13 protein-coding genes are annotated in these 25,288 nt (G+C 36.9%); 2 read left to right on the forward strand and 11 right to left on the reverse strand.

The window, feature by feature from the left end:
- Nucleotides 1–123 precede the first annotated feature (123 nt).
- From ACNC7R_RS12800 to ACNC7R_RS12840, 9 genes are all read right to left on the reverse strand, one after another.
- On the reverse strand, nucleotides 124–2,697 hold the full coding sequence (locus tag ACNC7R_RS12800; protein WP_417941468.1) for an alpha-L-arabinofuranosidase C-terminal domain-containing protein: 2,574 nt from the start codon (nucleotides 2,695–2,697) through the stop codon (nucleotides 124–126).
- Entirely contained in the window at nucleotides 2,697–4,067 is a 1,371-nt protein-coding gene (locus tag ACNC7R_RS12805; protein ID WP_417941469.1) for a glycoside hydrolase family 27 protein, read from the reverse strand. The genes ACNC7R_RS12800 and ACNC7R_RS12805 overlap by 1 nt, the downstream gene beginning before the upstream one ends.
- Nucleotides 4,068–4,197: 130 nt before the next feature.
- On the reverse strand, nucleotides 4,198–6,618 hold the full coding sequence (locus ACNC7R_RS12810) for a sugar-binding domain-containing protein (RefSeq protein ID WP_417941470.1): 2,421 nt from the start codon (nucleotides 6,616–6,618) through the stop codon (nucleotides 4,198–4,200).
- A gap of 80 nt (nucleotides 6,619–6,698) precedes the next feature.
- Nucleotides 6,699–8,285 (reverse strand): glycoside hydrolase, encoded by a 1,587-nt coding sequence (locus ACNC7R_RS12815; RefSeq protein ID WP_417941471.1) that lies wholly within the window; start codon nucleotides 8,283–8,285, stop codon nucleotides 6,699–6,701.
- 206 nt (nucleotides 8,286–8,491) lie between these two features.
- Entirely contained in the window at nucleotides 8,492–10,129 is a 1,638-nt protein-coding gene (locus tag ACNC7R_RS12820) for a glycoside hydrolase (RefSeq protein ID WP_417941472.1), read from the reverse strand.
- A gap of 1 nt (nucleotide 10,130) precedes the next feature.
- Complete coding sequence (locus tag ACNC7R_RS12825; protein WP_417941473.1) at nucleotides 10,131–11,732, reverse strand: RagB/SusD family nutrient uptake outer membrane protein; 1,602 nt, start codon at nucleotides 11,730–11,732, stop codon at nucleotides 10,131–10,133.
- A gap of 12 nt (nucleotides 11,733–11,744) precedes the next feature.
- Nucleotides 11,745–14,777 (reverse strand): SusC/RagA family TonB-linked outer membrane protein, encoded by a 3,033-nt coding sequence (locus tag ACNC7R_RS12830; RefSeq protein WP_417941474.1) that lies wholly within the window; start codon nucleotides 14,775–14,777, stop codon nucleotides 11,745–11,747.
- Between the two features lie 34 nt (nucleotides 14,778–14,811).
- The gene (locus ACNC7R_RS12835; RefSeq protein WP_417941475.1) at nucleotides 14,812–16,209 is read right to left on the reverse strand and encodes a hypothetical protein; all 1,398 of its coding nucleotides are present in this window, start codon (nucleotides 16,207–16,209) and stop codon (nucleotides 14,812–14,814) included.
- Nucleotides 16,210–16,863: 654 nt separating this feature from the next.
- Nucleotides 16,864–20,868 carry a two-component regulator propeller domain-containing protein gene (locus ACNC7R_RS12840; RefSeq protein ID WP_417941476.1) on the reverse strand — a complete coding sequence of 1,335 codons (4,005 nt, stop codon included), beginning with the start codon at nucleotides 20,866–20,868 and terminating at the stop codon, nucleotides 16,864–16,866.
- Between the two features lie 264 nt (nucleotides 20,869–21,132).
- Between ACNC7R_RS12840 and ACNC7R_RS12845 the strand changes: the two genes are divergently transcribed.
- Together ACNC7R_RS12845 and ACNC7R_RS12850 are read left to right on the forward strand one after the other, a co-directional pair.
- Complete coding sequence (locus tag ACNC7R_RS12845) at nucleotides 21,133–22,056, forward strand: phytanoyl-CoA dioxygenase family protein (protein ID WP_417941477.1); 924 nt, start codon at nucleotides 21,133–21,135, stop codon at nucleotides 22,054–22,056.
- Nucleotides 22,057–22,117: 61 nt separating this feature from the next.
- A complete protein-coding gene (locus ACNC7R_RS12850; protein WP_417941478.1) occupies nucleotides 22,118–22,474 on the forward strand; it encodes a hypothetical protein in 357 nt (118 codons plus the stop codon).
- 57 nt (nucleotides 22,475–22,531) lie between these two features.
- Here the strand turns inward: ACNC7R_RS12850 and ACNC7R_RS12855 are convergent, their stop codons facing one another.
- Both ACNC7R_RS12855 and ACNC7R_RS12860 read right to left on the reverse strand, forming a co-directional pair.
- A complete protein-coding gene (locus tag ACNC7R_RS12855; RefSeq protein ID WP_417941479.1) occupies nucleotides 22,532–23,950 on the reverse strand; it encodes a TolC family protein in 1,419 nt (472 codons plus the stop codon).
- Nucleotides 23,931–25,286 carry an HlyD family secretion protein gene (locus ACNC7R_RS12860; RefSeq protein ID WP_417941480.1) on the reverse strand — a complete coding sequence of 452 codons (1,356 nt, stop codon included), beginning with the start codon at nucleotides 25,284–25,286 and terminating at the stop codon, nucleotides 23,931–23,933. The genes ACNC7R_RS12855 and ACNC7R_RS12860 overlap by 20 nt, the downstream gene beginning before the upstream one ends.
- Nucleotides 25,287–25,288 lie beyond the last annotated feature (2 nt).

The following is a 25,288-nucleotide window of genomic DNA, read 5'->3' on the forward strand; positions in this document are numbered from 1 at the left end:
TTATACTTTAAAGATGGTTCTCGATACATTTTTTGTTCCGTTTTTCTTCGCAAAAAACACTCGAACTGACAGGTTTAATAATTATACGAAACGGGTTTATTTAAAAACTAATTCTATTAAATTTTAAAAGCTTTCATTTAAAAGTGTTTTAGAGTTTATTTTCACCCGAATTACTGCGAAAGAATACGGAGGCAGTTCTTTTGAAAATGCTTCTTTGGCAGTCAGTTTCTGTGTAACCGGTTTTGCTGCTGTTTTATCCGGTTTTCCGGTCATCAGCGTGTAAGTTGTATTTTCAGCGGTTGAAAAATTCGTCAAATCTATGGAAGACGTTACCGCAACCGGTAGCAGATTGACCAGTTTTACAATCAAATCTCCGGTAGCATTATCCTGGACAGCCGATACTCCGATACGTTTGCTGACATCGTTATTGGTGTCCGAAAGTTTTAAAGTATTTTGCAGGTAAATATCGCCCGGATTCTGACCGTACAATTGCTGTACAAAATAATTTACCGTTGGTTTTACTTCATTTCCGTTAAAATAAATCAAATCAGGATTCCATTGTGTGTGTTTTTCGCGTGCCAGTAATGGCGCATACGAAGCCATTGCAACCACATCACCGTTTCGCTCGATTCCGGTCAGGTATAAAGCTTCGGCTAAAGCATTGTAAAACTTATTGCCCCAAGACGCATATTCACCCAGATATACTTTTGATTTTGAGCGGTCATAGCCATCATAAAAACTTTGATTGTTGATGAACCAGCCCGGACTCTGGTAATAATGTTCGTCAACAATTGGCAGTTTCATATCGTCTGCAAGTGCCCAGCCTTCGTCATAATCTGATCCTTCATTAAAAGGGCCAACAGTTCCAATTACAATGATTTCAGGATATTTTTGCTGTACGGCTTTTACGATCATTCGGTAACGTTCTTCGAAAACATCACTAATCAGATCTTCATTCCCGATTCCGACATATTTTAAATTGAAGGGTTTTGGATGACCTGCTTCGGCGCGTTTTTTACCCCAGAAACTGGTTACGCTTCCGTTTGCATATTCAATCAAATCCAAAACATCCTGCACGTACTCGTCCATGTCTTTCATCGGAATTCCGAATTGCTGTCCGGCGCCTCCGTCAGAAGAGTTCTGGCAAGGAACTCCAGCCGCTAAAACCGGAACTGGCTCTGCTCCCAGATCCTCACAAAACTGAAAGTACTCAAAATACCCTAATCCCATTGACTGATGGTAATTCCAGATATTTCGTGAAGGAATGCGGCTTTCTAAAGGTCCAATCGTATTTTTCCATTTGTAAATATTATGAATTCCATCTCCATGTGCTACACAGCCGCCCGGAAAACGCACAAACTTAGGATGCATTGCTGCAATAGTTTCTGCCAAATCTGCCCGAAGACCATTTTTACGGTTTTTGAAAGTCTTTTGCGGAAAAAGCGAAATCATATCAACAGCGGTTTCGCCAGTTGTACTGATTTCCAAATTTGCATCTGTAACGGTTTTAGATGGTTTTAATACTGCATTTATTTTTTTCCAGGAAGACCCTGATTTTAAAGAAGCTTCCGCCAAAATTTCTCCCGAAGCCGACTTTAATTTTACCCTAAAACCTGTCCCTTTTGCAAATACACTAAAATCATATTTTTCATTCGCTTTAAGCGGAATTCCATCAAATCCGGTGTTACTTATTGTTCCTTTTGTAACTACAGCATAATTTGGATTGTTGATATGAATCGGGTTTTCTTTTGCGATTTTAAAATCACCACTCCATGCCATAGTCGCATTCCATTTTTCATCGCTGCCTTTTTTATCGTGAACTGTATATTCGAAACCACGATTTTGAATCAGTTCAGCATACAAACCACCATCTGCAGCATAATTAATATCTTCAAAAAACACACCTGTAAGCATATTGCTTATTTTTTTAGGGTCTTTCGTAGTGATACTAATTTGAGCCGTTACAGGCTTTAAACCCGTAAATAATATACTGTCACTTTTTGGAGAAGCATCGTTCTGTTTGTCCCTGAACTTTGATGCCTCCATATTTTTAATTAGTGAATTAACCAAGCTCCACTCTACTTCGGTCACTGTTCCTTTTACATTTTGTCCCTGTAAAACAATCTCTGCTCTTGAAGGAAGACTTTCTGTATGAATTGTTGTTGTGCTATAATTTTTAAAATCTTTCGTGGTATTCGAATAGTTTTTATTATCAACTGTCCAGTGAATCACATACTGGCCGTTTTTACGGCTTACTTTTACATCCTTAATAATTGACTTCTCTCCTGTTTCTAAACTTTTCATCGCCTGAACGTAATTCTGGCTTTTCCAGTTAATCAGATTTTTGCTGGAAGCATGCGCAAAAACATCATCATTGACACTCCACAAACAATGAAAAATTCCGTTATCATCTTTTATAAAATACGGTTCTGTCATGCATTTTCCAGTTGGTCCCCAGCTGCCATAATCTGATTTTAAAAAGCTGTGCTCAGGTCCTATTGCAAACCAGTTTTTCTGATCTGTGCTCCAGGCAAAATGAAGTCCGTTTCTGCCGTTGCTTTTTAATGTCGAATACGCAAAAAGATAGACCTTGTCTGGTTTCTCCTCTTTTATTCTTAAAGTAAATGCGGAAGAAAACAAAACAATGACTAAAAGCGAAAGGCGAATCAGCAGTTTTTTCGGTGAAAAGTGCTTCATTATTTTTTGCTTTTTAATTTATAAAGAACAGAAGCGTGAGGTTTTAGTGTTGCTGAAACTTCTTTTTCAGCAACATTTAGTTTTTCGCCAGTCCACATATTTTTACAATCAGTAAAACCGGCAATACCAAGATCTGAAAGACTTACCGAAACGTTTTGAGAATCTGTATCTGAAATATTAAACAATGCCAGATACACACTATCGTCTTTTGGATTTCTTGAAGTCACGGCAATTTTTCCTTCTTTATGGAAAAGCTGTTTTACATCAGTACTTTCATTGTGCATTTTCACCACTTCTTTATTCGTCAGCAATGATAAAGTAAAAGCATCATTACTTGGCAGATCACCACCAAAGAACAAAGGCGATTTAAAAATATTGAAGAAAGTTATTAAAGTATATTGTTCCTCTTTTGTCAGGCGGGTCATTCTGTCTTCGCCTCTTTCTCCTCTAACAGAAATACGTCCAAGCGGAATCATATCACAGTCCGGCCATGTTCCCGGAGCGATATACGGATACCATTTTTGCGCTACATCCATCAAATGTGTAATGTGTGGCCAGGTATCCCAAACATCATCTACCATACGCCACATGTTGGCATTTTCTTTTACATGAGCTGCTGCTGAAACCGGCGTTTCACCCGGAGAGGTACTCAATACAATTTTACGTCCACATTTGTCGATTGCCTTTCTGATCAGGTTGATTTCACCTTCGTGATACGGTCTCGACAAATCATCAATTTTAATGAAGTCAACGCCCCATTGTGCGTATAATTCAAAAATAGAATCATAATATTCCTGTGCGCCCGGTTTATCAGCCACAATGGTATAATTATCTTTCAGCCATTCGCACTGCAAAGCTGTAGTGTAAATCTGATCGGCTGTGATTCCGTTTGCACCTTTGACCGGCATTTTTTCTTCAACTGCTTTTTTAGGAATACCACGCATGATATGAATTCCGAATTTCAATCCTTTTTTATGAATATAATCTGCTAAAGGCTTGAATCCCTGATTATCTTTTGCAGAAGGAAAACGGTTTACAGCAGGCTGATATCGTCCGTATTGGTCTATTACATAACGCGGGTCAGTCTGGTTGTAGCCTCCGGCTTTATCATTTTCTACAAACCATCTGATATCTACTACCACATATTCCCATCCAAATTTCTTCAGGTTCTGCGCCATATAATCCGCATTGGCTTTTACCTCATGTTCTTCTACTGTCGGACCGTAGCAATCCCAGCTGTTCCAGCCCATGGGAGGAGTTTGTGCCCATTGCTTAAATTCATCTTTCTTAAAAACTCCTTTTTGAGCATTTGAAAAAAATGGTGTTAAAAAAATTCCTAAACCAAATATAATGATGCTTTTAATTTTCATATCAGTAAAAAAATAAGTGTTAATAGTACACTTCAAATATAATAAACTTTTATTCATTATAACAAAAAACCTGCCTGCGAATACCAAAAATGCAGACAGGTTTAACTCAAATTAAAATAAACTAACTAAATTATCTTACATTCACAGTAATTTCAACCGGTTTTAACCATTGACTGGTAAAAGTGACTTTGATAGGCTGCGCTTCTCCCGTTGCTTCAATGTATGCCGCAATATGTCCGTGGTAAACTCGCTGAACATTATCTGTATAATCTGTCATGTCGCTGTTGTTTCCTGCTTCAAGTCCTAATAAAACTCCCGGACCAGTAATCGTACAAGTTACTTCATTGTCTGAAAGCATAACCGGAAGACCGTTTTGATCTTTCACCTGAACCATTATTTTAGCAACACCTCTGTCTTTACTGATGGTGATATTTTTATCTGCAATAGTCAATTCAACAGGCTGCTGTGTTGTTGTGATTGCGTAACGGCTTTCTTCTTTATCGTTTTTATCCAATCCAACAACTTCTAATTTTCCCGAAGCAAAAGGAATATCCCAGTAAATGATTCCGGTTTTTTCGTCGTATAATTTGGTTTCGCCTACTACTTTTCCGTTTAATTCTAAACGAGCTTTTGCAGCATTCGTATAACAAACGACACGGATTTTCTGACCTGCTTCGTAGTTCCAGATTGCCCAGGCGTCTTTAGAAACATCTTTATCATTTGTTAATGGATAAGTCCCTAAATACGCCATTGGTTTATCTGACCACAATGACTGACGGAAATATCCCCTTGGTTTGATCACACCTGCAAAATCAACCAATCCAGAATAAAATCCTCTTGAAGGCCATCTTCCTGACTCACCTAAATAATCGATTCCTGTCCATAAAAATTGTCCAAAAATATGTTTGTTGTTTTTTACAGCCAGCCATGGTTCCATGTCGTGCACATTTTCACTTCCAAAAATGACTCTTTTTGGATATTTTTCATGATCTGACTGGTATTTGCTTTCTGTATAGTTGTATCCTGTAATATCCAAAGCTCCCGGATATTCAGTTTCGTTAGACATGGCTACACCAGCTAAACCAGCCGTTGTAGGTCTTGATTTATCGTATTTTTTTACTGCTGCAACTAGACGTTTTGCGATTGCACCAAGACGCATCGCATCAGGAGCATCTTTTTTATAACCACCATAATTTGCCTGACCGAATCCATTTTTTCCCTGATCTAAAACAGGATGCGAATACGGATCATTTGGATAATCTACTTCGTTACCAATACTCCATCCAAAAACAGAAAGGTGGTTTCTGTCACGACGTACAAAATCTTCTAAGTCTTTTTCTGCCCAGTCAGCAAAAATATCAAATGAGCCTTCAAATCCAGGTGTTCCGTAATTCCAGCCTTCCAGCCATTTGCGTTTAGGAAATTCCCACTCATCATACGCTTCGTTTAATACCAATAATCCTAATTCGTCGCAAAGTTCATAAAATTCAGGAGCCTGCGGATTATGGCTCGTACGGATTGCATTTACACCAATTTCCTTTAATGTCTGTAATCTCGTTTTCCAAACTTCACGAGGAACTGCCGAGCCTAAAACTCCGGCATCATGATGTAAACAAACCCCTTTCATTTTCATCCATTCATCATTCAGGGCAAAACCGTTGTTTGGATCGAAAGTGAATTTTCGGAAACCTGTTTTGGTAACCGTTTCATCGATTTGTTTACCGTCTTTTAAAACTGTTGTTTTTAACTGATATAAATTTGGATGCTCTAAATCCCATAATTGTGGATTTTTGACATTTAATTTAGTCGAAATCTTTCCGTTTTGATTGGCCGCCACATCCACTTTAGAAGAAGATTTAGCCACTGATTTTCCGTCTTTCGAAATCAATTCATTAATTACCGTAAGAGCTGATTTTGATGCCGAACCATTCTCAACCTCAACCTCAACATTGAGAGTTCCTGTTCCTTTTTTTACTTCCGGATAAGCATAAACCCCCCATTGTGCAATATGAACCGGATTTGCATATACTACCCATACATCCCTGTAAATCCCGGAACCGCTGTACCATCTTGAATCGGCACTCTGACTATGATCGACACGAACTGAAATCGTGTTTTCTTCTCCGTATTTTATAAATGGTGTCGCATCATAAGCAAAAGAAATATAGCCGTTTGGACGTTTTCCTAGTGAATGTCCGTTGATGAAAACTTCGCTACGGTTGTAAACGCCTTCAAAATATAAATATACTTTTTCGCCGCTCTTGCTTTGCGGAATATTGATTGATTTTCGGTACCAGCCAATTCCTCCCGGCAGATATCCGGTACAGCTTGCCAGTGTTGGACTCAATTGCCCTTTTACACTCCAGTCATGAGGTACATTTATCTTTTGCCATTTGCTGTCGTCAAAAGCTGTGTTTTTTGCATCCGGAGTTTCCTGAAGATTGAATTTCCAGTTGTCATTAATTTTTTTAGAGTCTCCAAACGAAATCTGACTAGTTGCTGACAGACACGAAAAGAGTAATGCGGGTAATAAGATCTTTTTTGTAAACATGTTTTTAGTTGATTTTTGTTTCAGGTTTCAGGTTTCAGGTTTTGGCTCAAACGTTAAACCTGAAACCTGAAACTTTTTTTTTAATATTCCAACTCTCCCACAAATGTCACTACAGACCTTGACGGTATGTCGAGATAATCTGCCTTCTGAACTGTTCCTCTTTTTAAATTGGAGTTTTCAGAAGTAATGTAAGGAGTAAATTCGTTGTTTTTTACAGTTCCTTTTGATAAATCAAATTTGTATTGCTGAGCCGATTTTCCACAATTTACAGCTACAACAATGAGTTTTTTGTTCTGAACATCCTTATATGCCGTCAGCATGACATCATTGGCTGCATCCAGTTCATTTTGATTTGGTACATCAATTCTTAGCATTCCGGGACGTACAAACAAAGAGTAATTCCCTAAAGCCCAAAGCAGTTTTGAATCGTGAAATTCTCCATCATTGCGAACATAATCCGGTGCTGTTCCTCCATTAGTTTTTCCGTCATCCAGATAAATTAAACCATCTTTGTAATCTACACGCGTAATCGATGTCCACCACTGCCATGAAGCTGCATTGGCGACAGCAATATCATTATGAATTAATCTCGCTACGAATAAAGCGGTCTGCATTCCTAAATCTCTTCCTCCACCTGAACCACCAGGTATTTCAGATTCTCCAGGATTTTCTAAAATACAGTATTCAGATTGCCAGTATTTTAAACCCGGTTTCTGTTTTACTTCTGCAGCAATCAGTTTTCTGCTTAAAACCTGTTTTTCAACCGGCCAGGTTGTAAAATAACTGTGGCCTAAAATAACATTTTTAACATTCGGTAATTTAGAAATATTTGTTTTTGTTTTTCCGAAGAAATAATCAATCTGATTGTCACGATTTTCGGCATTTACATTTTCATATAAATAATCGATTTGTGCGGCTTCAGCGATTGCGATTTCGGTTTTCATTTTATTGGCTTTCAGCTTTTCAGAAAGCGCTTTGGTCACCTCGTATATTTCTTCATTCGTAGCCGGAGTGCCTTCCTGACTGTTGGTATCACCGCTTTTGGGCATCCATTCCCACTGAGGTTCATTTAAAGGACTGACATAATCGAATTTTATTCCTTCCTTTTTCTCCAGTCCCTGAATACTTTGAACTAAAAAATCGGCAAATTTTGGAATTGCACCATCTTTTAGATTCAGTTTATTTTTTCGGGAAGAAAAAGATAATCCATTATGCGTCATATAAACCGGCGGACTGTTAGTAAAAATCAGGAATTTTTCAACTCCTCTTTTTTTAGCTGCCTGCAAAAACCATCTCTGCCCCTCTTGTTTTGAAAAATCATAGGTTCCGTCGGCATTCAGAAAACATTCGCTTCGTCTCCATTCATCAGACACTTTACTGTTTTCGCCTTGTTCCGTACTTCCAGCCCCGAGATTAAAACGCCAGATCGAGAGTCCGATTCCTTTTGGATTTCCTTCTGCATCCATTTCTTTGCTGAACAACAAATCTGCTATTGCATTTTTTTTCTGCTCCGGCCAGTTTTTACCAACGAATTGTGTTCTCCATGCATCCGACCCTCCAAATCCATCCATGGTCTGGACTACATTATCTGTGCTAATGGTTATGGTTCGCTGTCCATACGACAGCGAACTCATTACCAATAAAAGCGAGATATATACCTTTCTCATTTATTCTTTGTTTTCTAATTGACGTTATCGTCTAATTTGTCATTCCGAGGAACGAGACTCGAGCAATAGCGAACAGGTGAAGCAAATCTCACTAGAAATTCCGCAAAGTATTTCGCCGATCTTTGTCGATTAACGAGTGTGATTTCTCCTTACGTCGAAATGACAATATTGTGGTAAAGCCTTTGAAACTTTATCTCTTTGTATCACTACTTATACGTTCCTACATACGTCACAACTGATCTTGCAGGAATTTCTAAATTCGCAGCATCAACAGCTGCACCTTTTTTAAGGCTTAATGTTTCAGAAGTCGTATAAGGCGTCAGTTTATTATCTGTTAAAGCACCACCGCTAAGATTAAACTTGTATGCTTTTGCCGCTTTGCTGATGTTAACTGCAACAATTACCAATTTTTTAGCAGCAACATCTTTGTAAGCCGTCACCATCACATCGTTTACAGCTTTTGCACTATCAATACTTGGAATCTGAACTCTAACCATTCCTGGTTTTACAAAGAACGAAAAGTTTCCTAAAGCCCAAAGTGTTTTCGAATCTCTGATAAATCCGTCGTTTTTGCAATAGTTGGCATCGCCGGCACCATTGCTTGAACCATTATCAACGTGAATTAATCCGTCTTTATAATCTCCACGGCTAATTGCTGTCCACCACTGCCATGAAGTAACGCCTCCAACTGCAATATCAGTACTGATAATGCGGGCTGTCCAAAGTGCCAGAGAAATTCCTAAGTCCCTTCCAGGACCTGCTCCACCAGGAAGCTCAGCTGTTCCAGGACTTTCTAAAACGCAATACTCAGATGACCAAAGACTCAATCCTCCAACAGACTGCGCTCTTGAAGCTGCTAATTGTCTTGAATTTACTAACTCTCTTAAAGGCCATGCCTGCCAGTAACTGTGAGCAGAAATGGTTTTCTTAACATTGCTTAAACCTGCAATATTTTTCGAAGAATTAGAAGCAAAAAAGTAATCGATCTGATTCGATCTGTTTTCTTTTCCTGTAATTGTTTTGTACAAAGGCTCATAAGATCCTCCTTCTCCAACCACAATCTGAGAATTCAATCCTTTTGACTGTAATTTTGGCGATAAAACATTCACAAAATTATAAATATTAGTATTGGTAGCCGGAGAACCTTCCTGACCTGAACCATCCCATTCGTATTGCGGCTCGTTAAACGGACTCACATAATCAATAGTTAATCCGTGCTCTGATTTTAATTTATCTAATGACGTTACCCAGAAATCAGCCAAATCTGGCATTTTTCCTTCTTTCAGATTGTAAAATTCTTTGATACTTGCATGCGCCTTTCCGTTTTGAGTTAAGTAAACCGGAGCACTGTTTGAAAATGCTAATAATTTATCTACTCCACGTTCTCTTGCCGCTTTCATAAACCAAACCTGGCCGGCCTGCTTAGTCATATCATAGTTTACTCCATCTGTAGTAAAACATTCTGTACGTCTCCATTCGTCAGTAATATCACTGGTATCGCCCTGTTCAGCACTTCCTGCCCCAAGGTTAAAACGCCATAATGACAAACCAATCCCTTTTGGGTTTCCTTCAGCGTCAACATCTCTGCTAAAAAGCAAATCTGCCATTTTGTTTTTCTTATCCGAAGGCCAGTTTTTTCCAATAAAATTACACTGCCAGGCATCAGAAGCACCAAAACTTTCCATGGTCTGAAGATTAGCATCCAGATTTACTTTCAATTCTGTAACAGCATTATCAGAATCAGCATTTTCATTTTTATCAGAATCACAGCTTACTAAAAAAGAGCTGGCTAAAAGCAAGCCTGCACACAGCAGACTTACTCTATTATTTTTATATAATGTCATCTTAATAATTAGGGTTTTGAGTGATTACACCATTACTTAAATCTCTCTCGATTTGTGGTATTGGCCAAAGCAAGTGTTTTGCAGGATCAAAATTGATTCCTTTATCCTGTGCTTCTCTTGTATTTGTAGTCTCGTAAGGATCTGTAGAGCTTAAGTTATATTTTACAAAAGTTCCGTTTGGTCCCATCAAAGTTTCGATAACACGTTTTCCTGTTGTTGGATCTTTCTCACGACGGATATCGAATAAACGTAATCCTTCAAAAGCTAACTCCAAACGGCGCTCTTTATAGATTTGTTTTAAAAGCGTTGGTCCGGATATTCCTGTTTTAGGCGCCAAATCAACACGATCCCTGATGATATTGATGTCTGCCAAAGCATCTCCGCCAGTATGGTAATTTGCTTCTGCTCTTGTCAGGTACATTTCAGCCAGACGAATCAACGGAATGTTTAAAGGTAAATGTCCGTCTTTTTTATCCAGAGTACGACGTGTAGCTACCGGGATGTAATATTTACGGCAGATACGTCCTGATTTATTATCATTTAAACTGAATTTATGAGTCGGGTTTAAAACCTCATCTCCGTAAGCAGCTTCCCCCCATTTGGTAATAGTGCTTCTGCGACGGATTTCGTCATTTTCAGAAAGATAAGCATTCTCCAAATCACTGGTTGGCATACACCATCCCCATCCGTCAATAACATCTTTGGCATCATTACTAGGGAAATTTTTCTTATCTTCTCCCCTTGCTCCAGATAAAGTTGGCAGCATAGATCCTAAAGCTTCATTTTGTACAGAAGATGACTGCGCTTCCAAAATAGATTCTTTACCGTTATGATTGTTTACATTCCAGATATCCAGGAAATTTTCTTCCAATGCATACGGCCCTTCTGTAATTACCTTATTAGAATATTGTTTTGCCTCTGCCCATTTTTCCTGAAAAAGAGACACACGCGCCAATAAAGCATAAGCCGCCCATTTGTTTATTCTTCCATTTCTGTTTACTGTGATATTTTCCAGTTTTGCTGCCGATTCTTTAAGATCAGCTTCAATTTGCGCGTAAACCTCTGTAGCAGGGCTTCTCTCCAATTTTAAATCAGCTGTGCCTAAAGATTTCGTATATAACGGAACTGCTCCAAAAAGATTGACTAATTCGTAGTAGCAGTACGCACGAACAAATAAGGATTCTCCCATGTATTGGTTTTTCTGAGCATCGGTAATTGGTGAGTTTGCCATTTTTTCTAAACCGATATTTGCCGACTGAATCGTGTAATAATGTGCTGTGTAAATACTATTCATGTCCCCCATATTATCAGGAGTGATGATATATTGTGAACAAGGCCTGTGAGCTGAATTATCCTGGCCTGTATTCCCCATCCAGGCATCATCTGTTGCCATTTCGTTTGTAATTCTTGGAGCAAGCAATGTGTACCAGTCTTTAGAAAGCAATAACCTTTGTGTTAATTCATTAGTATAATTTTCGCATTCCTGTGCTGTCTGAAAGTAATTGTCCACCGTCTGCGTTCCTCTTTCTTCTTTTTCAATAAAATCCTCACAGGAAACTGCAAACATTGAAAAAGCTATTATTGATAAAATTATTTTTTTCATGTCTTTCTATTATTAAAATGCTACATTAAGCCCCATCAAAATGGTTGGCTGAACCGGATAATTCCATCCTCCAAAACCTGATCCTTTAACTCTGTCATCTTTATTAGGATCTCCTCCTGCAACTTCAGGATCTACACCTGTATATTTTGTCCATGTCCATAAATTCTGTCCTGACAACGATATTCTCAATTTGTCTAAACCAAACTTATTCTGGAACGTATATCCTAACTGGAGGTTTTTCATACGTACAAACGAACCGTCTTCTACATAAAAAGAAGAAAATTTGCTAAAGTTTTCGTTATTATCATCTTTCGACAAACGAGGGATATAATTAGAAGTTCCCTCGCCATGCCATGCCATCTGATCCAGTCCGCTTACTTTGTTGGTTAAACTTGCACCATTATATAAATCTGAAATATTCTGGTTTACGATATCATTTCCGATACTGGAATAGAAGTTAGCCACCAAATCAAATTGTTTGTAAGCAAAATTCAGATTCAGACCCACATTGTAATCTGCCCATGGAGAACCGATTTTTGTTCTGTCGGCATCCGTTATTTTTCCGTCTCCATTTAAATCTTTAAAGCGAATATCCCCAACTTGTGCTTTCGGTTGCATTTTAGTTCCGTGTTCATCAGTATGCGCATTCAGTTCAGTTTGATTCTGAAATAATCCGTCTGCCACATATCCGTAGAAGTATCCTGGTACATCGCCTTTAACCGTCAAAGTTCTGTTTCCTGCTCCGTAAAGTCTTTCTCCTTCAGATGATAAAGAAAGCATTTCAACATTTACGGTTGTAAAAGTCAGATCTACACCATAAGAGAAATCTCCCTTTTTGTTTTTATACGAAAGCAACAAATCAATACCGCTGGACTGCATAGAACCAACGTTTGTCCAGATTGTTGCATATCCTGGAAAGCCACTGTATGTTGGAAACTGTTTCTTGAACAACATATCATTTGTTTTCTTTTGATAATACTCTAATGACCCTGAAAATTTATTGTTCCATAATGCGAAATCAATTCCAAAATTGATATCTTCGACAGTTTCCCATTTGATATCTTTGTTTGCCATGGTTGAAGGATAAGAAGTATCTACCATTTCACCTCCGATTACATAATACCCTTGCCCAATATTAGACTGATAAACTGAAGCCGGCAGTCCCTGATTACCAACTTTACCCCAACCAGCTCTTAATCTAAGATCACTTATCACTTCTTTTGTATTTTCCATAAAACCTTCATTTGAAATTCTCCATGAAGCAGAAGCTGATGGGAAATTAGCCCACTTATTGTTAGCCATGAATTTTGAAGAACCGTCACGTCTGAAAGTCCCTGTAAAATAATATTTGCTATCGTAGTTATAAGAAAAACGAGAAAGATAAGACATCACAGAACTGGACCAGCTGTTCCCGCCGCTGTCACGGTTTTTAGTAGCTGCATTTACCTCTCTCATCGATTCTGAATTGTTAGGAACGCCTTCTCCATACGCCCAGGTATCATTGCCATTATATTCTTCCATAGTGCTACCAATCATCAGGGAAGCATTGTGTTTATCAGCAAATGTTCTTGAATACGTTGCTGTACTCTGCCATGTCCAGTCGTGATTTGTGGTCGCTTTTCTTTCCACACTATTGATTTCTGCCTTTTCGTGAGCTGCATCAATTACAAAATCCGGTCTGAAAATACTTTGTACTTTATTCCCCACTTCGATAGAAGCCTGCGTACGAATCACCAGACCTTTTATTGGGGTATATTGCAAATAACCATTAGTATTTAAATTATACTGGTCTGTATAATCATCATATCTTTTTACAGCAGCAACCGGGTTCCATACATACGAAGGAGAACGTGCATAAATACTATATTCGTTTTCTAATCCGGTTAACTCGTCAGCAGGTTTGTAAATTGGCGTAATTGGATCAATTTTAACAAAATCAGCCCAGTTTGCAGGACCGCCCCAGGTTTCATAACGAGGATTTAAAGTGATTCCAGCAGAGAACTTATCAGAGAATTTAAAATCATTATTAATTCTCATCGTGATTCTTTTCCATCCTCCTATTTCATACATGGATTCAGAGTTGTAATAGTTTAAACTAACCGCATAGGTGTGCTTGTCTGAACCTCCCGAAGCTCCTAGAGAAGCATTTGTTACCGGAGAACTTTTTCGGATTCCTGCACCCCACCAGTCTGTTGTTTTTCCTCTGTACTGAGAAGGATTAGGCAAATAATCTGAATAGCCAGAATTATTATAAGCCGTATTCATAATGCTGGCATATCCTTCAGCATCGGCCATATTGTATGGGTTTTCCATAAGTTGAAAACCTGAGCTTAAATCTAAGGTAAATCTTGTTTTTCCTGATTTACCTTTTTTCGTCGTAATAAGAATAACTCCATTAGAAGCACGAGAACCGTAAATAGCACTCGCAGAAGCATCTTTTAAAACCTCCATCGATTCAATTTCATTATTACTCAAAAAGTTAATACTGGTTCCCATTGGAATACCATCTACTACATAAAGCGGATCAGTACCCAGATTGATAGTTGAAATACCACGAATCAAAACTCTTGGCTGAGCACCCGGACCACCCTGACCCGTAATCTGAACACCGGCAACTTTTCCCTGCAAAGATTCAGTCACGTTACCAACTGTCATTGTCTGCAGTTCTTTTCCTTTTACTGAAGAAATAGAACTGGTTACATCGCTCTTTTTTACAGAAGCATATCCTACTACTACAATCTCATCCAACACCTGACTAGCTTCTTCTAAAGTAACATCAAGAGTAGTTTTATCGCCTGCAGCTACGACTTTCGTTGTAAAACCGATGAAAGAAAATTCGATCAGTGAGTTCGTATTAGGAACAGAAATGGAGTATTTCCCATCAAAATCTGTTGCTGTTGAATTAGAAGTCCCTTTGACCATTATATTCACACCCGGAATCGGTACATTGGCTTTATCCTTTACAGTTCCTTTGATTGTTATTTGCGCAAACGATGCTGTACTGCATAGCAAGGCAATAAAAAACCATATATCTTTAAATTTCATATTTAGCTATTTTATTTATTAATGAGATAACAAATTATTTTTTTGTTATAAAGACTCTCTCTAATTCGGTATCAAGAACTACTTTATAAACACCCGCAGCTGCAGGATATTTTGCATTACCGTTTTCTCCCGGTGACATCGTCGCAATGCCGTTTTTGATAAGTCTCCATGATGGGCTCCACCATTGACCTGTAAAAGTAGCTTCCATAGTACCTGTTAATGTGTATTCTCCCACTAATTGATAAGGATTATCCGGATTATTTGCTAAATGCAGCGATTTCTGAACCCAAGCATCCCAGGTATCCCAGGTAGCTCCCTGAATTCCGCCTCCGCAAACACTAACGAAAGGTTTTCTTTGTGCTTCTACATCATGCCACAATCCATTAGCCACATCAGCCCAGACTTTGCTTGTTGGTGTATATTTAGTAGCAGAATATTTTAATGTATTTGGATTTACTTTTATTACGTAATATCCTTTTGTAGGTAAAATAATTGGTGCTGAAGCAACATCATTAACAATATTTCCCGAAGCGTCTAATCCAAAACAGTGTGGTGAAAAGCCAGATTCCTGCCCTAAAATATAAATCTCTTTATTGTCTTTATCAGCATAATATTTAAATTCAAAATCCTGTCCGCTTTTCTCATGGAAATACATCGGAACCCCAACAGCATCCGTTGTAAGATTAGTTCCTTTTGGCTGATCACATAAATAAAGAGCCGGATATTCATTAGTAGCAACAATATTCACATTTAAGCTTCCACTATTAGGAATTTTAAATTTATCTGAAGCGGTAATTGTGAGTACGTAGCTGGCTGCAGTAAGAGGTAAAACATATTCTTTGCTGAATGTATAAGTTTGTGGTGAGCCTTCTAAATGAATAGTTTCATCGATATGCAGAGCCTCACATTTAACCTCAACATAATCGATACCTGAATCATCATTCACCACAAAATTTACCGGCATGATATTACTTGTCGATAATAAAATAACAGCTCCTTCTTTTGGAGACATCATACTTATCAAAGGGGCAGCAAATTCACCGTCTAAGCGCAGGTTGATTTCTTCATTAACCACATTACCTGAAACATCTGTAATCGTTAATTTAATTTTAAAAGTTTCTGAGGTTCCTCTGTCCGCAGGCACTTCGAAAAAATAACTTAAATCGTATGTTTTTAACAACGGATCTGTTGCAAACGTAATTACTTTATCAAGTGACAATTCCGGAATCTGGATTTGTACACTTTTTAATCCTAAATCATCTGCCAGGGCGGCTTTGATTTCAAATTTTCTGGTTGGCGCTCCGTAAATTTCTTTTGTAGCCACAACAACCGTGGGATTATCAGAACTATGAAAATCTGATTCATTATTTTGGCATCCGGTAATAAGGACGGCAAAAAGTGCTAGAAAAAATAAAAATACTTTTTTTCTCATTTCTTTGATTTTAAGGTTAGGTTAGTTGAGTTTTCATTATAAGTGATTGTTTGTTTGTGTAGATTATAATCACTTCCTATTGGGCAAACGGAAAAAGGTTTTTAAGAGGTTCTTTTCATCTATTATATTTATTTAGGTTTGATTATTGTTTTTTATTGCTATTGCTATACTACTGTTTTCTATTTTATAACCCGCAGTTTTTTAAGCTGCGGGTGAGATAAGTTATATGATAAACTAACTATTACTTGTCTATTTACGAATATTAAATTCTTAACAGATTAAAAAACTTATCTTAAAACAAACACTTATAACATACTTGTAACACAACTAAAATATTACGTACAAGTGCAAAGTAATGTCTAGTTTAAAACTTTCATGAGGGGTAAAATGGAAAAAAAAGGAGGTCAAATTTGTAATTACCCGTTATTTTAGACTTAAAATTATTAACTATAAAAAAATAACTACATATTTTTAAACAATACATAATTAATTGACTATAATAAAAATTAACTTATAATTATCTAAATTTTCATAAAAAGAGCTTAAGGGAGTAATACTATTTTTTATTTTTTTTAATAAGCAGCTGTATCTAAAAATGCTTTTTCGCAGCATCATTATTGAACATCCAAAGGTTTCTATTCTTTCGCAACGAAACTATTTTATAACATTCAAGTCCGAATTAAAAGAGCTTTTATACTTTTTAATATACTCCGAAGGTGTCATTCCGAATAATTTCACAAATTGTTGTCTAAAGTATTTTGGATCTTCAAAACCAACCTCAGCACTTGCCTGTGCAATGTTAATGTCTTCGGTAAGCATCAACATAGCAGCTCTTCGGATTCGTAACGAACGGATAAAAGCATTTAAAGTCTGTCCAGAAATAATTTTGATTTTAGTATAAAGCGTTCTGTGACTCATCCCCATTTCAAGTGCAAAAGTTTTAATCGTGAAATCTTTTTTATGAATGTTCGACTCTACAATCTCAATACATTTTTTCAAAATTTCCTGATATTCAACAGGTACTTTCTGAGTATTCTCTTTTAACGTGATGCTGTTTAAGAAATACGTTCGTAAATTGCTTCGGTTGCGCAATAATGATTCCACTCGAGCCACCAAAATATCATCATCAAATGGTTTTGTAATATAGTCATCAGCTCCATCGTTTATTCCTTGCAAATGTGTTTCAGAATTTTTAGAAGCTGTTAACAAAATCACCGGAATATGCGACAAATCATTGCTTTCCTTTATTTTTCGGCATAGCTCAAGACCGTCCATTTCTTCCATCGTAATATCACTTATCACCAGATCAGGCATGTGTTTTTTGGTGAGTTTAAATCCTTCCTCACCATTTTCAGCACTATACACGATATAATTATCAGTAAATAATTTGATTAAATAGTTTCTGATTTCGGTATTGTCATCTACAATTAAAACGGTTCTTTTTTCTGTAAGCATCACTTTTTGCAAATCGGGTTCAGAAAGCGTGCTTTCAGGTGTATTATTTTCTGAATCATCAATAATCAACTCATCAAACAGCAGGCTTCTTCTCTGAACTTCGTTAGTAATTTCTGCATTTTCGAAATGCCTGTCACCTTTCAGAAAGGTCAGTTTAAATGTACTTCCCTTACCTGGTTCACTTGTACAGCTTACGGTTCCTTTATGTTTGTCTGTAAAATATTTTACAATATAAAGCCCGATTCCAAAACCGGTTCCAATTGAAACTTTAGAATTGATTTGTTTGAATTTTTCGAAAATTACTTCAATGTCTTTTTTATCGATTCCGCCTCCGTTATCGGTAATTTCAAGGTGAACCTCTTCATCTGTCTCTAATAATTTAAGATCAATTCTTCCACCAATTGATGTATATTTAAAAGCATTCGACATCAGATTGAACAATGAAATTTCAATTTTTTCATAATCTCCAATAATCTCAATTTCATGATCCGGAATATTAAAATTGTATTCGATATTTTTATCTTTTGCCTGATTTACAAAACACTGATATACTTCATTACAAAGATTATTGACATTTATAGGAGATAAGCGAAGAGAATCCGCATCATTTTCAGCCTTTCTAACAAGCAAAAGCTGATCGACCAGACTCAAAAGCCGGCGGGCATTTCGGTGTGCAATTGCTAAATCACTTCCGGAAGAACCGTTTTGAACACTTTCTTTCTGAACCGCTTTTTTCAACGGATTAATAATCAGCGAAAGCGGCGTTCTGAATTCATGTGATATATAAGTAAACATTGACGACTGTTTCTCGGCAATTTCCTTTTCTTTCTTGCTTTCAAGCTCGGCAATTTTAACCTTGTATTTTAACTTTTCTTTGTTCTTATGATAATCCAGATATACAAACAGAGCTGCGGCAATAGCCAATAAGTACAAAGAATACGCCCACCAGGTTCTGTACCATGGCGGTAAAACCTGAATAGAAAGCAAACTAACCTCTTTGTTCCAGCCTCCTTTGAAATTAGTCGTTTTTACTTTAAAAACATATTTGCCTTCAGGCAATCTGGAATAATTGGCTCTTCTGTTCTGCCCTACATAATTCCATTGCTGATCCCATCCCTCTAACAAATAAGCATAATTAATCTTATCTGCATTGTTAAAATCTAAAGCAACGAATTCAAGTGACAAAGTGGTTTGGTCATAATCTAAACTCACTTCTTTTATTTTATCTGAGTCTCTGTCGATCTCTGCCTTACTTTCTTCAATCGGCTGATTGTTTACGTAAAAGTCTGTAAGCAAAAGATTGTTTTCCTGACTAAAACTTTTAACATCCCCAGGAAGAAAACTATTAAAGCCATTTATACCTCCAAACAGGAACTCTCCTGTTGACAATTTAATTCCGGCATTAAAACTAAACTGATTACTCTGAAGCCCGTCATTAACAGAGAAATTCCTAAAAGTCTTTCTTTTCTTATCAAACCTGCAAATACCATTATAAGTACTCATCCAGAGATTCCCTTCCTTATCTTCAAGCAGCCTTAGAATAGTATTAGAAGGAAGTCCGTCATCTGTAGTAAGCCTTTTAAACGTATTCGTTTTTCGGTCAAATAAGAGCAATCCCCCTTCCTGAGTTCCGAGCCAGAGATTTTTATCTTTATCTTCATGAATACAGCGAACAGGATTTCCAATGGTTACTTTGCTGATTTTCCTACTTTCTTTTTCAATAGAATATAACACCGAATAATTCCCCCCCCAGAGCTTGCCGTCAGACGTTTCTGTGATACACTGCAAGTTATTAATTGATTTATCAAAAAGTACAAAACTACTTTTTGTGCGGTCAAAAAGATACAATGAGCCTTCGTTCGTTGCACTTGCCCAAATATTTGATTTTGAATCTTTATAAACAAACCAAATGTTTTTTTCTATTTGTTTCGTAAAAGGATTGTAACATGAAAAGGGTGTCACCGAGTTCTTTTTTGGATTAATTCTGTTTACACCGCCTGCCCATGTAGAAAGCCAGATTTCGTTGTTATCATCCCTTACAATACCCGTTATAAATTTACTCGAAAGCTTATTTCCGTAATTAATATAGGTATTTGTCCTGCGATCCCAGTATTTCAATCCTGCACCGTCTGTTCCAACCCATAAATTGTTTTTTTCGTCTTCGCAGAATGATAATATAAAATTTTCTGCAGGATCATTTGCATTGTACCGGATTGTTCTAAAATACACCGCCGAATTGCTCAGCATACTAATTCCGCCACGCAAAGTGCCAATCCATTTATTTCCTGTTTTATCTTCATAAAGACTCCAGACAGAATTACTTTTTAATAGTTTATTCTCTTTTACAGAACTGTACAGAACTGCTTTTTTTTCTTTGCCTTTGACTTTATAAATACCATTGCCATCTGTTGCTACCCACATTTCTTTTTTCTTATCGATAAGAATGTCAGAAACAGTACATCTGCCGGAGAAATAATTCTCAGAGAAAGAACCTGATTTTGTATTAAAGAGAAAAAGTCCTTCATCTGTTCCAAACCAAATATTTCCGTCTAAAGCAAGTTCCATGGTTTTTAACTCTACAGCAAACGGAAAGATAACTTTTAGCTGTTTTGAATCATTTTTATATACACAAAGCCCTATATTCCTGACATATACCCAACACCGATTATTTTTTATATCCTTTTGAATAGCTACAGCATCATAATTACGAACAACATTCCTGTTTCCTGACACCAGAAGCGGAACACTGCTTCCTACAAAAGAACCGTTTTCAAAAACAAGCAAGCCCAAGTTTTGCGAGGCAACTAAAACCCTGTTTTTAGAAACAGCCTTTACCTGATGAATAATATCTTTAACAATTTCAGCTTCTTTATTCAGAGAAATATGTTTGACAGGATGAAACGCAGCAGTGGTTTTGTTGTAAACACACACGCCATTTGCACCGCCAATCCAGATATTATTTTTGGAATCTCCTTCAATATTATAAATTGTATTAAAAGGCAACGACTTTTTATCATTGATCCGATTACGGAATACCTTAAAGTTGTATCCGTCGTATCGGTTTAAACCGTCATAGGTTCCAAACCACATGTATCCATCAGTATCCTGAAATATGGTCACAACCGAATTATTTGATAAACCGTCAGAAATATCAAGAAATTTCACTTGTGTTTCCTGGGAAGAAACCGGTACGTAAAATCCCATTAATAAAATCAATGTTATAAAAAAATTCTTCAATATTAGTTTATATTAAATTGTAAAGCCTAAATTAGCACTAAAATTATCAATAATTTAAAAAATCACAATAAAAAAGATATAAAAACTATAATTTCAGACATAGTCATCTTTTCAAATCTCCAAGATATAGTAGTGCTTGTATCAATTAGATCTAATTAAGAACAATTATTTTAATCAAAAGGATTATTTTTGAGTTTATTCTGATTTTTAATAACCTCAAAACTGACACATATGCCCTGGACTATTCTTGAAAATTTATGGAAACGCTCAGTAAATCCTAATCATTTTTCTTCTGAAAAAAAAGATGACAACACCTGGAACAACGAGATTAAAACTTTATTTCAGCTGGGTATAGGCATGGAAGACACTTTACAGTTTTTATATAGCAAAAAGCCTGATTTTGAAACTTTCAAATCCTGGGTTAATGACAAAAAAAAAGATATTGCTCCTGAAAACGAAGATCTGACAGAAAATGTACTTACTGAAGAAGACCTTGAATTCTGGGATAAAAATGGTTACGTAGTGGTAAAAAAGGCTATTTCAAAAGAAGACTGCGAAGCTACACAAAAAGCTATCTGGGAATATTTACAAATGGATCCGGACAAAAAAGAAACCTGGTATATGAGACATGAGGATCAAAAAGGATTGATGCTTAATTTTTCTGACCATGAAACTCTAAATAAAAACCGTTTTTCACCTTTAATAAAAAAGGCTTATGAGCAACTTTACAAAACCAGCAATATTTATAAAACAATTGACAAAGTAAGTTTTAATCCTCCTGAAAACGGTAAGTTTACCTTTTTAGGGAGTCCACTTCATTGGGACACCAGCCTAAAAAAACCACTCACTTTCGGACTTCAGGGTCTGCTTTACTTAACTGATTGCGGATCTGATGATGGTGCATTTCACTGTGTTCCGGGTTTTCATAATCAAATAAATCAATGGTTGGATAATCTTGACCCCGATGAAAATCCGCGTGAAAAAGCTATTGAAACATTACAACCAAAACCTGTTACAGGTAATGCCGGCGATTTTATAATATGGAACAATACGCTGCCACATTGTGCCACCCCTAATAAAGGAAAATCTCCAAGAATGGTTCAGTATCTTACTTACTTGCCAAATGATTACAATGATTCGGGAGAATGGTTATAATGAAGTCAAAATATTATTTTTACTATATTTACCTGTTTCTTTAAAAACCTAAATAAAGTAAATGAACATACAAGATTTAATTGGCAGCTATTCCGTTTCCGGAAGCAATCAGGATGGTTCACATGAAATGACTTATAAAGGCATACTGACGCTTTCTCTTGATGAAAACAACCGGATTGACGCCAAGTGGATGATTGGTAATCATGAACAAAAAGGTTCTGGTTTTTTTAAAGATAATATCCTCGTAATCCATTTTAGTTATAAAGGCGAAGATAAAAAAACATACAAAGGAATTGCCGTTTACCGCTGTATCACCAAAGATTTACTGGAAGGATTCTGGTCCGAAAAACATGGAAATCCGCTTTATCTGGGAACCGAACATTGTATCAGAACAACAACTTCTGAACAACTTAATTAAAATAAAAAACCACTTATTTTACCTGAATAAATAAGTGGCTTGAAAAAGAAAAAAATATCAGTCAGGATTTGCTAGTATTTTAAACAATTCGGCATTTGAAATATAAAACTGATTTTCGATGCTGATTTGCGATAGCTTAGCACTCACCAGATTATTTTCCCTTGAATTGATCAGGAATATAGAACTTTCGCCAAAGGAAAACAGTTTTTCTTCAGAATCAAGCATTGTTTTATAATCATTTACCAGATTATCAATGACATTTTTCTGCTTTTTTAAAGAAGCAATTTCGGTCTGCTGTGCTTTGATTTTATTTTTAAGTTCCAGTCGCTGCTGATCAATATCATATTTTAAATCCTGAATTTTAAGTTTTGCCAGTTTCAGGCTTCCGCGTTCTTTTCTCAAAAAAATCGGAATACTAAAATCGACGTTAAACTTATAATCATCGGCATTGAAAGAATTAAAGTAGGAAGGTTCAGAAATATAGTTGTAGCCAACATTTAACTTAGGAAGCAATGAATTCGCTTTTAACTGCCTTCCAACTTCAAGAATTGACATTTTGGTTTCAAGAGCCTGGATTTTTGGATGAGCATCCAGCGTTTCAACATCAACCATCATGGCATGTGTTCTCAGCGTTTCTTGAAGCGTTTTAATTAAATTTTCTTCCGGTTTAACACTATCATCCAGTACAACAGGTACGTTTTCGATCCATAAATAATTCGACAGGTACAATTTTGCTTTCGCTAATTTCAAGTTTCCGTTTTCTACGTTTAATTCGCGATTTCGAACAGTAATTCCAGCTTCTACACTATCAATTGATGGCGCATCACCCAGTTCAATCAGTTTTTTTACCCCCTGAAAACGCGTACTCGCAAATCCAAGGTATCGTTTATATAACTCTGCTTCATTATAACTTTTTCTCCATTCAAAATACGCTTCGCTGGCTTTGTATAAAACCTCGATTGCTCTTAGTTTTCGCTGGGCATCACTCAGTTTTACCTGCAGCTTGCCTTCCCTTACATCTGCCATTCGCTGGTTGATGAACATTCCCTGCCCTAAAGCAACATTGATTCCTAAAGAAGTCAGACCGGCTTCAGGAGTACGATTCTGTGGATTGTAGTATTGTCCGTCTGTCTGATCAAAACCGGCTTTGATTTCGATTCCGTACCAGGTTGGGATTTTAAAACTGCTGTTTAATAACGAATAATACTCAGTTCCTTTAAACTCTTTTTTATTATAATCTACTTCGATTTTAGGATCAAATCCTCCACGAGCCTGCATCAATGCGGCCTGAGCAGTACTAATCTCAAGATTGGCCTGCTTTACTAGCGGATGATATTTTTTTACATATCCTAAAAACTCGCTGTAACTCAGTTCTTCTTTATTAAAATCCTGACTATATAAATTAGAAAAGCCGAATAAGAACAAGAAAGAAAACAGTACAGCAGCATGTCTCAATTTATTTTTTGTCTTTACCATCCTTCGCCTCTTTTTCATCTGCTTTATAATAATTTGGAGGAAAACCATTCAGATTACGCCATATTTCGTACCCTACTGAAACAGTCTCCAATAATGCAATACTCTGTGCACCTGCCCCGATGCTCAATTCTTTTGGCCATTTATTATCAGGTCCGTCAGGTGAAACCAAAACCCTGTATTTTCCATTAGAACTGATAAAATTTTCAATTGCGACAATTTTTCCGCCATAAGTTCCATAAGATAATCCAGGCCAGCCCGAAAATACGATTCTCGGCCATCCGTCAAACCACACACGTACTTTCGCTCCACGACGTACCAATGGAAGATCGATAGGATCAACATAAGTTTCTACTGCGATATCATAAGAGGCAGGCATAATGCTGACAATTGGAGTCCCTTCTTTAATAGTTTCCCCCAAACCTGCAAGCAAAGCACGGTTTACGTATCCGCTTTGTGGTGCTGTAATGTAGTACAAACCATTCCTAAGACGGTAATTTACATATTGATTCTCCAGTTTACTTACCTGAGCTTCTGTATCGTATTGCGTGCTTAAAGCAGTAAACTTATCGCTTTTTGATTTTGAAATTTTTTCAGTATATTCTGCTGTAATTCGGTTTATTTCGACTTTTGCATTGATCAATTCATTTTTACTGCTCAAAAGCTTATTTTGCTGTGTAACGATATAGGCTTCAGATTCCTGAAGTTTTAATCTTTTCTGCTCGACATCTGTAAGTGGTTTTAAACCTTCTTTATTAAGGGCTGTCGAACGGTCAAATTGCGTTTTAGCAATTCTTAGCTGCGTTTTTATCGCTTCAAGATCCATACTGTCGCTTTTAATTTTCAGCTGTGCCTGTCTGATCTTATTCTGTGCCTGCTGTAATTTTAACTCTCGTTCGGCATTCAGAGATTGTGCCTGAACTTCAAGCGAATTTACTTTGTCACCATATGATTCTACAGCCATTTTCTTGGCATCAACTTGTTGTTTAGTATTTGCAACAAGATTTGGATCCAGATAATCCTCTTTTACTTCAGAAATAAAAACAATCGTATCCCCTTTTTTTACATAATCACCTTCCTTTACATACCACTTTTCAATCCTTCCGGCAATGGCGGTATGCACCGTCTGAGGTCTCTGGTCTGGTTTTAAAGTAGTTACCGAACCTGTTCCGGATATATTCTGTGTCCATGGCAGAAAAAGGCATCCAATTAGAAAAATCAAAAAACCTACTATAACCTTATTTAAAATTTTATAATGCGGTCTGCGGGCAACGCTTGTAATAGACTTGTATTTACCCGGACTTATCAGTACGTTATTATCTTTAGATATATTGAGCATGA

Source organism: Flavobacterium adiutor (genome assembly GCF_048282555.1).
In the GTDB taxonomy this organism is placed as follows: Bacteria; Bacteroidota; Bacteroidia; order Flavobacteriales; family Flavobacteriaceae; genus Flavobacterium.

Excerpts from the sequence above, each read along its gene's own strand:
- ACNC7R_RS12850 (WP_417941478.1), top strand. The coding sequence starts at position 22,118 with ATGAACATACAAGATTTAATTGGCAGCTATTCCGTTTCCGGAAGCAAT.
- ACNC7R_RS12845 (WP_417941477.1), top strand. The coding sequence starts at position 21,133 with ATGCCCTGGACTATTCTTGAAAATTTATGGAAACGCTCAGTAAATCCT.
- ACNC7R_RS12815 (WP_417941471.1), bottom strand. The coding sequence starts at position 8,285 with ATGAGAAAGGTATATATCTCGCTTTTATTGGTAATGAGTTCGCTGTCG.
- ACNC7R_RS12855 (WP_417941479.1), bottom strand. The coding sequence starts at position 23,950 with ATGGTAAAGACAAAAAATAAATTGAGACATGCTGCTGTACTGTTTTCT.
- ACNC7R_RS12820 (WP_417941472.1), bottom strand. The coding sequence starts at position 10,129 with ATGACATTATATAAAAATAATAGAGTAAGTCTGCTGTGTGCAGGCTTG.
- ACNC7R_RS12860 (WP_417941480.1), bottom strand. The coding sequence starts at position 25,286 with ATGCTCAATATATCTAAAGATAATAACGTACTGATAAGTCCGGGTAAA.
- ACNC7R_RS12840 (WP_417941476.1), bottom strand. The coding sequence starts at position 20,868 with ATGGGATTTTACGTACCGGTTTCTTCCCAGGAAACACAAGTGAAATTT.
- ACNC7R_RS12825 (WP_417941473.1), bottom strand. The coding sequence starts at position 11,732 with ATGAAAAAAATAATTTTATCAATAATAGCTTTTTCAATGTTTGCAGTT.
- ACNC7R_RS12805 (WP_417941469.1), bottom strand. The coding sequence starts at position 4,067 with ATGAAAATTAAAAGCATCATTATATTTGGTTTAGGAATTTTTTTAACA.
- ACNC7R_RS12835 (WP_417941475.1), bottom strand. The coding sequence starts at position 16,209 with ATGAGAAAAAAAGTATTTTTATTTTTTCTAGCACTTTTTGCCGTCCTT.
- ACNC7R_RS12830 (WP_417941474.1), bottom strand. The coding sequence starts at position 14,777 with ATGAAATTTAAAGATATATGGTTTTTTATTGCCTTGCTATGCAGTACA.
- ACNC7R_RS12800 (WP_417941468.1), bottom strand. The coding sequence starts at position 2,697 with ATGAAGCACTTTTCACCGAAAAAACTGCTGATTCGCCTTTCGCTTTTA.
- ACNC7R_RS12810 (WP_417941470.1), bottom strand. The coding sequence starts at position 6,618 with ATGTTTACAAAAAAGATCTTATTACCCGCATTACTCTTTTCGTGTCTG.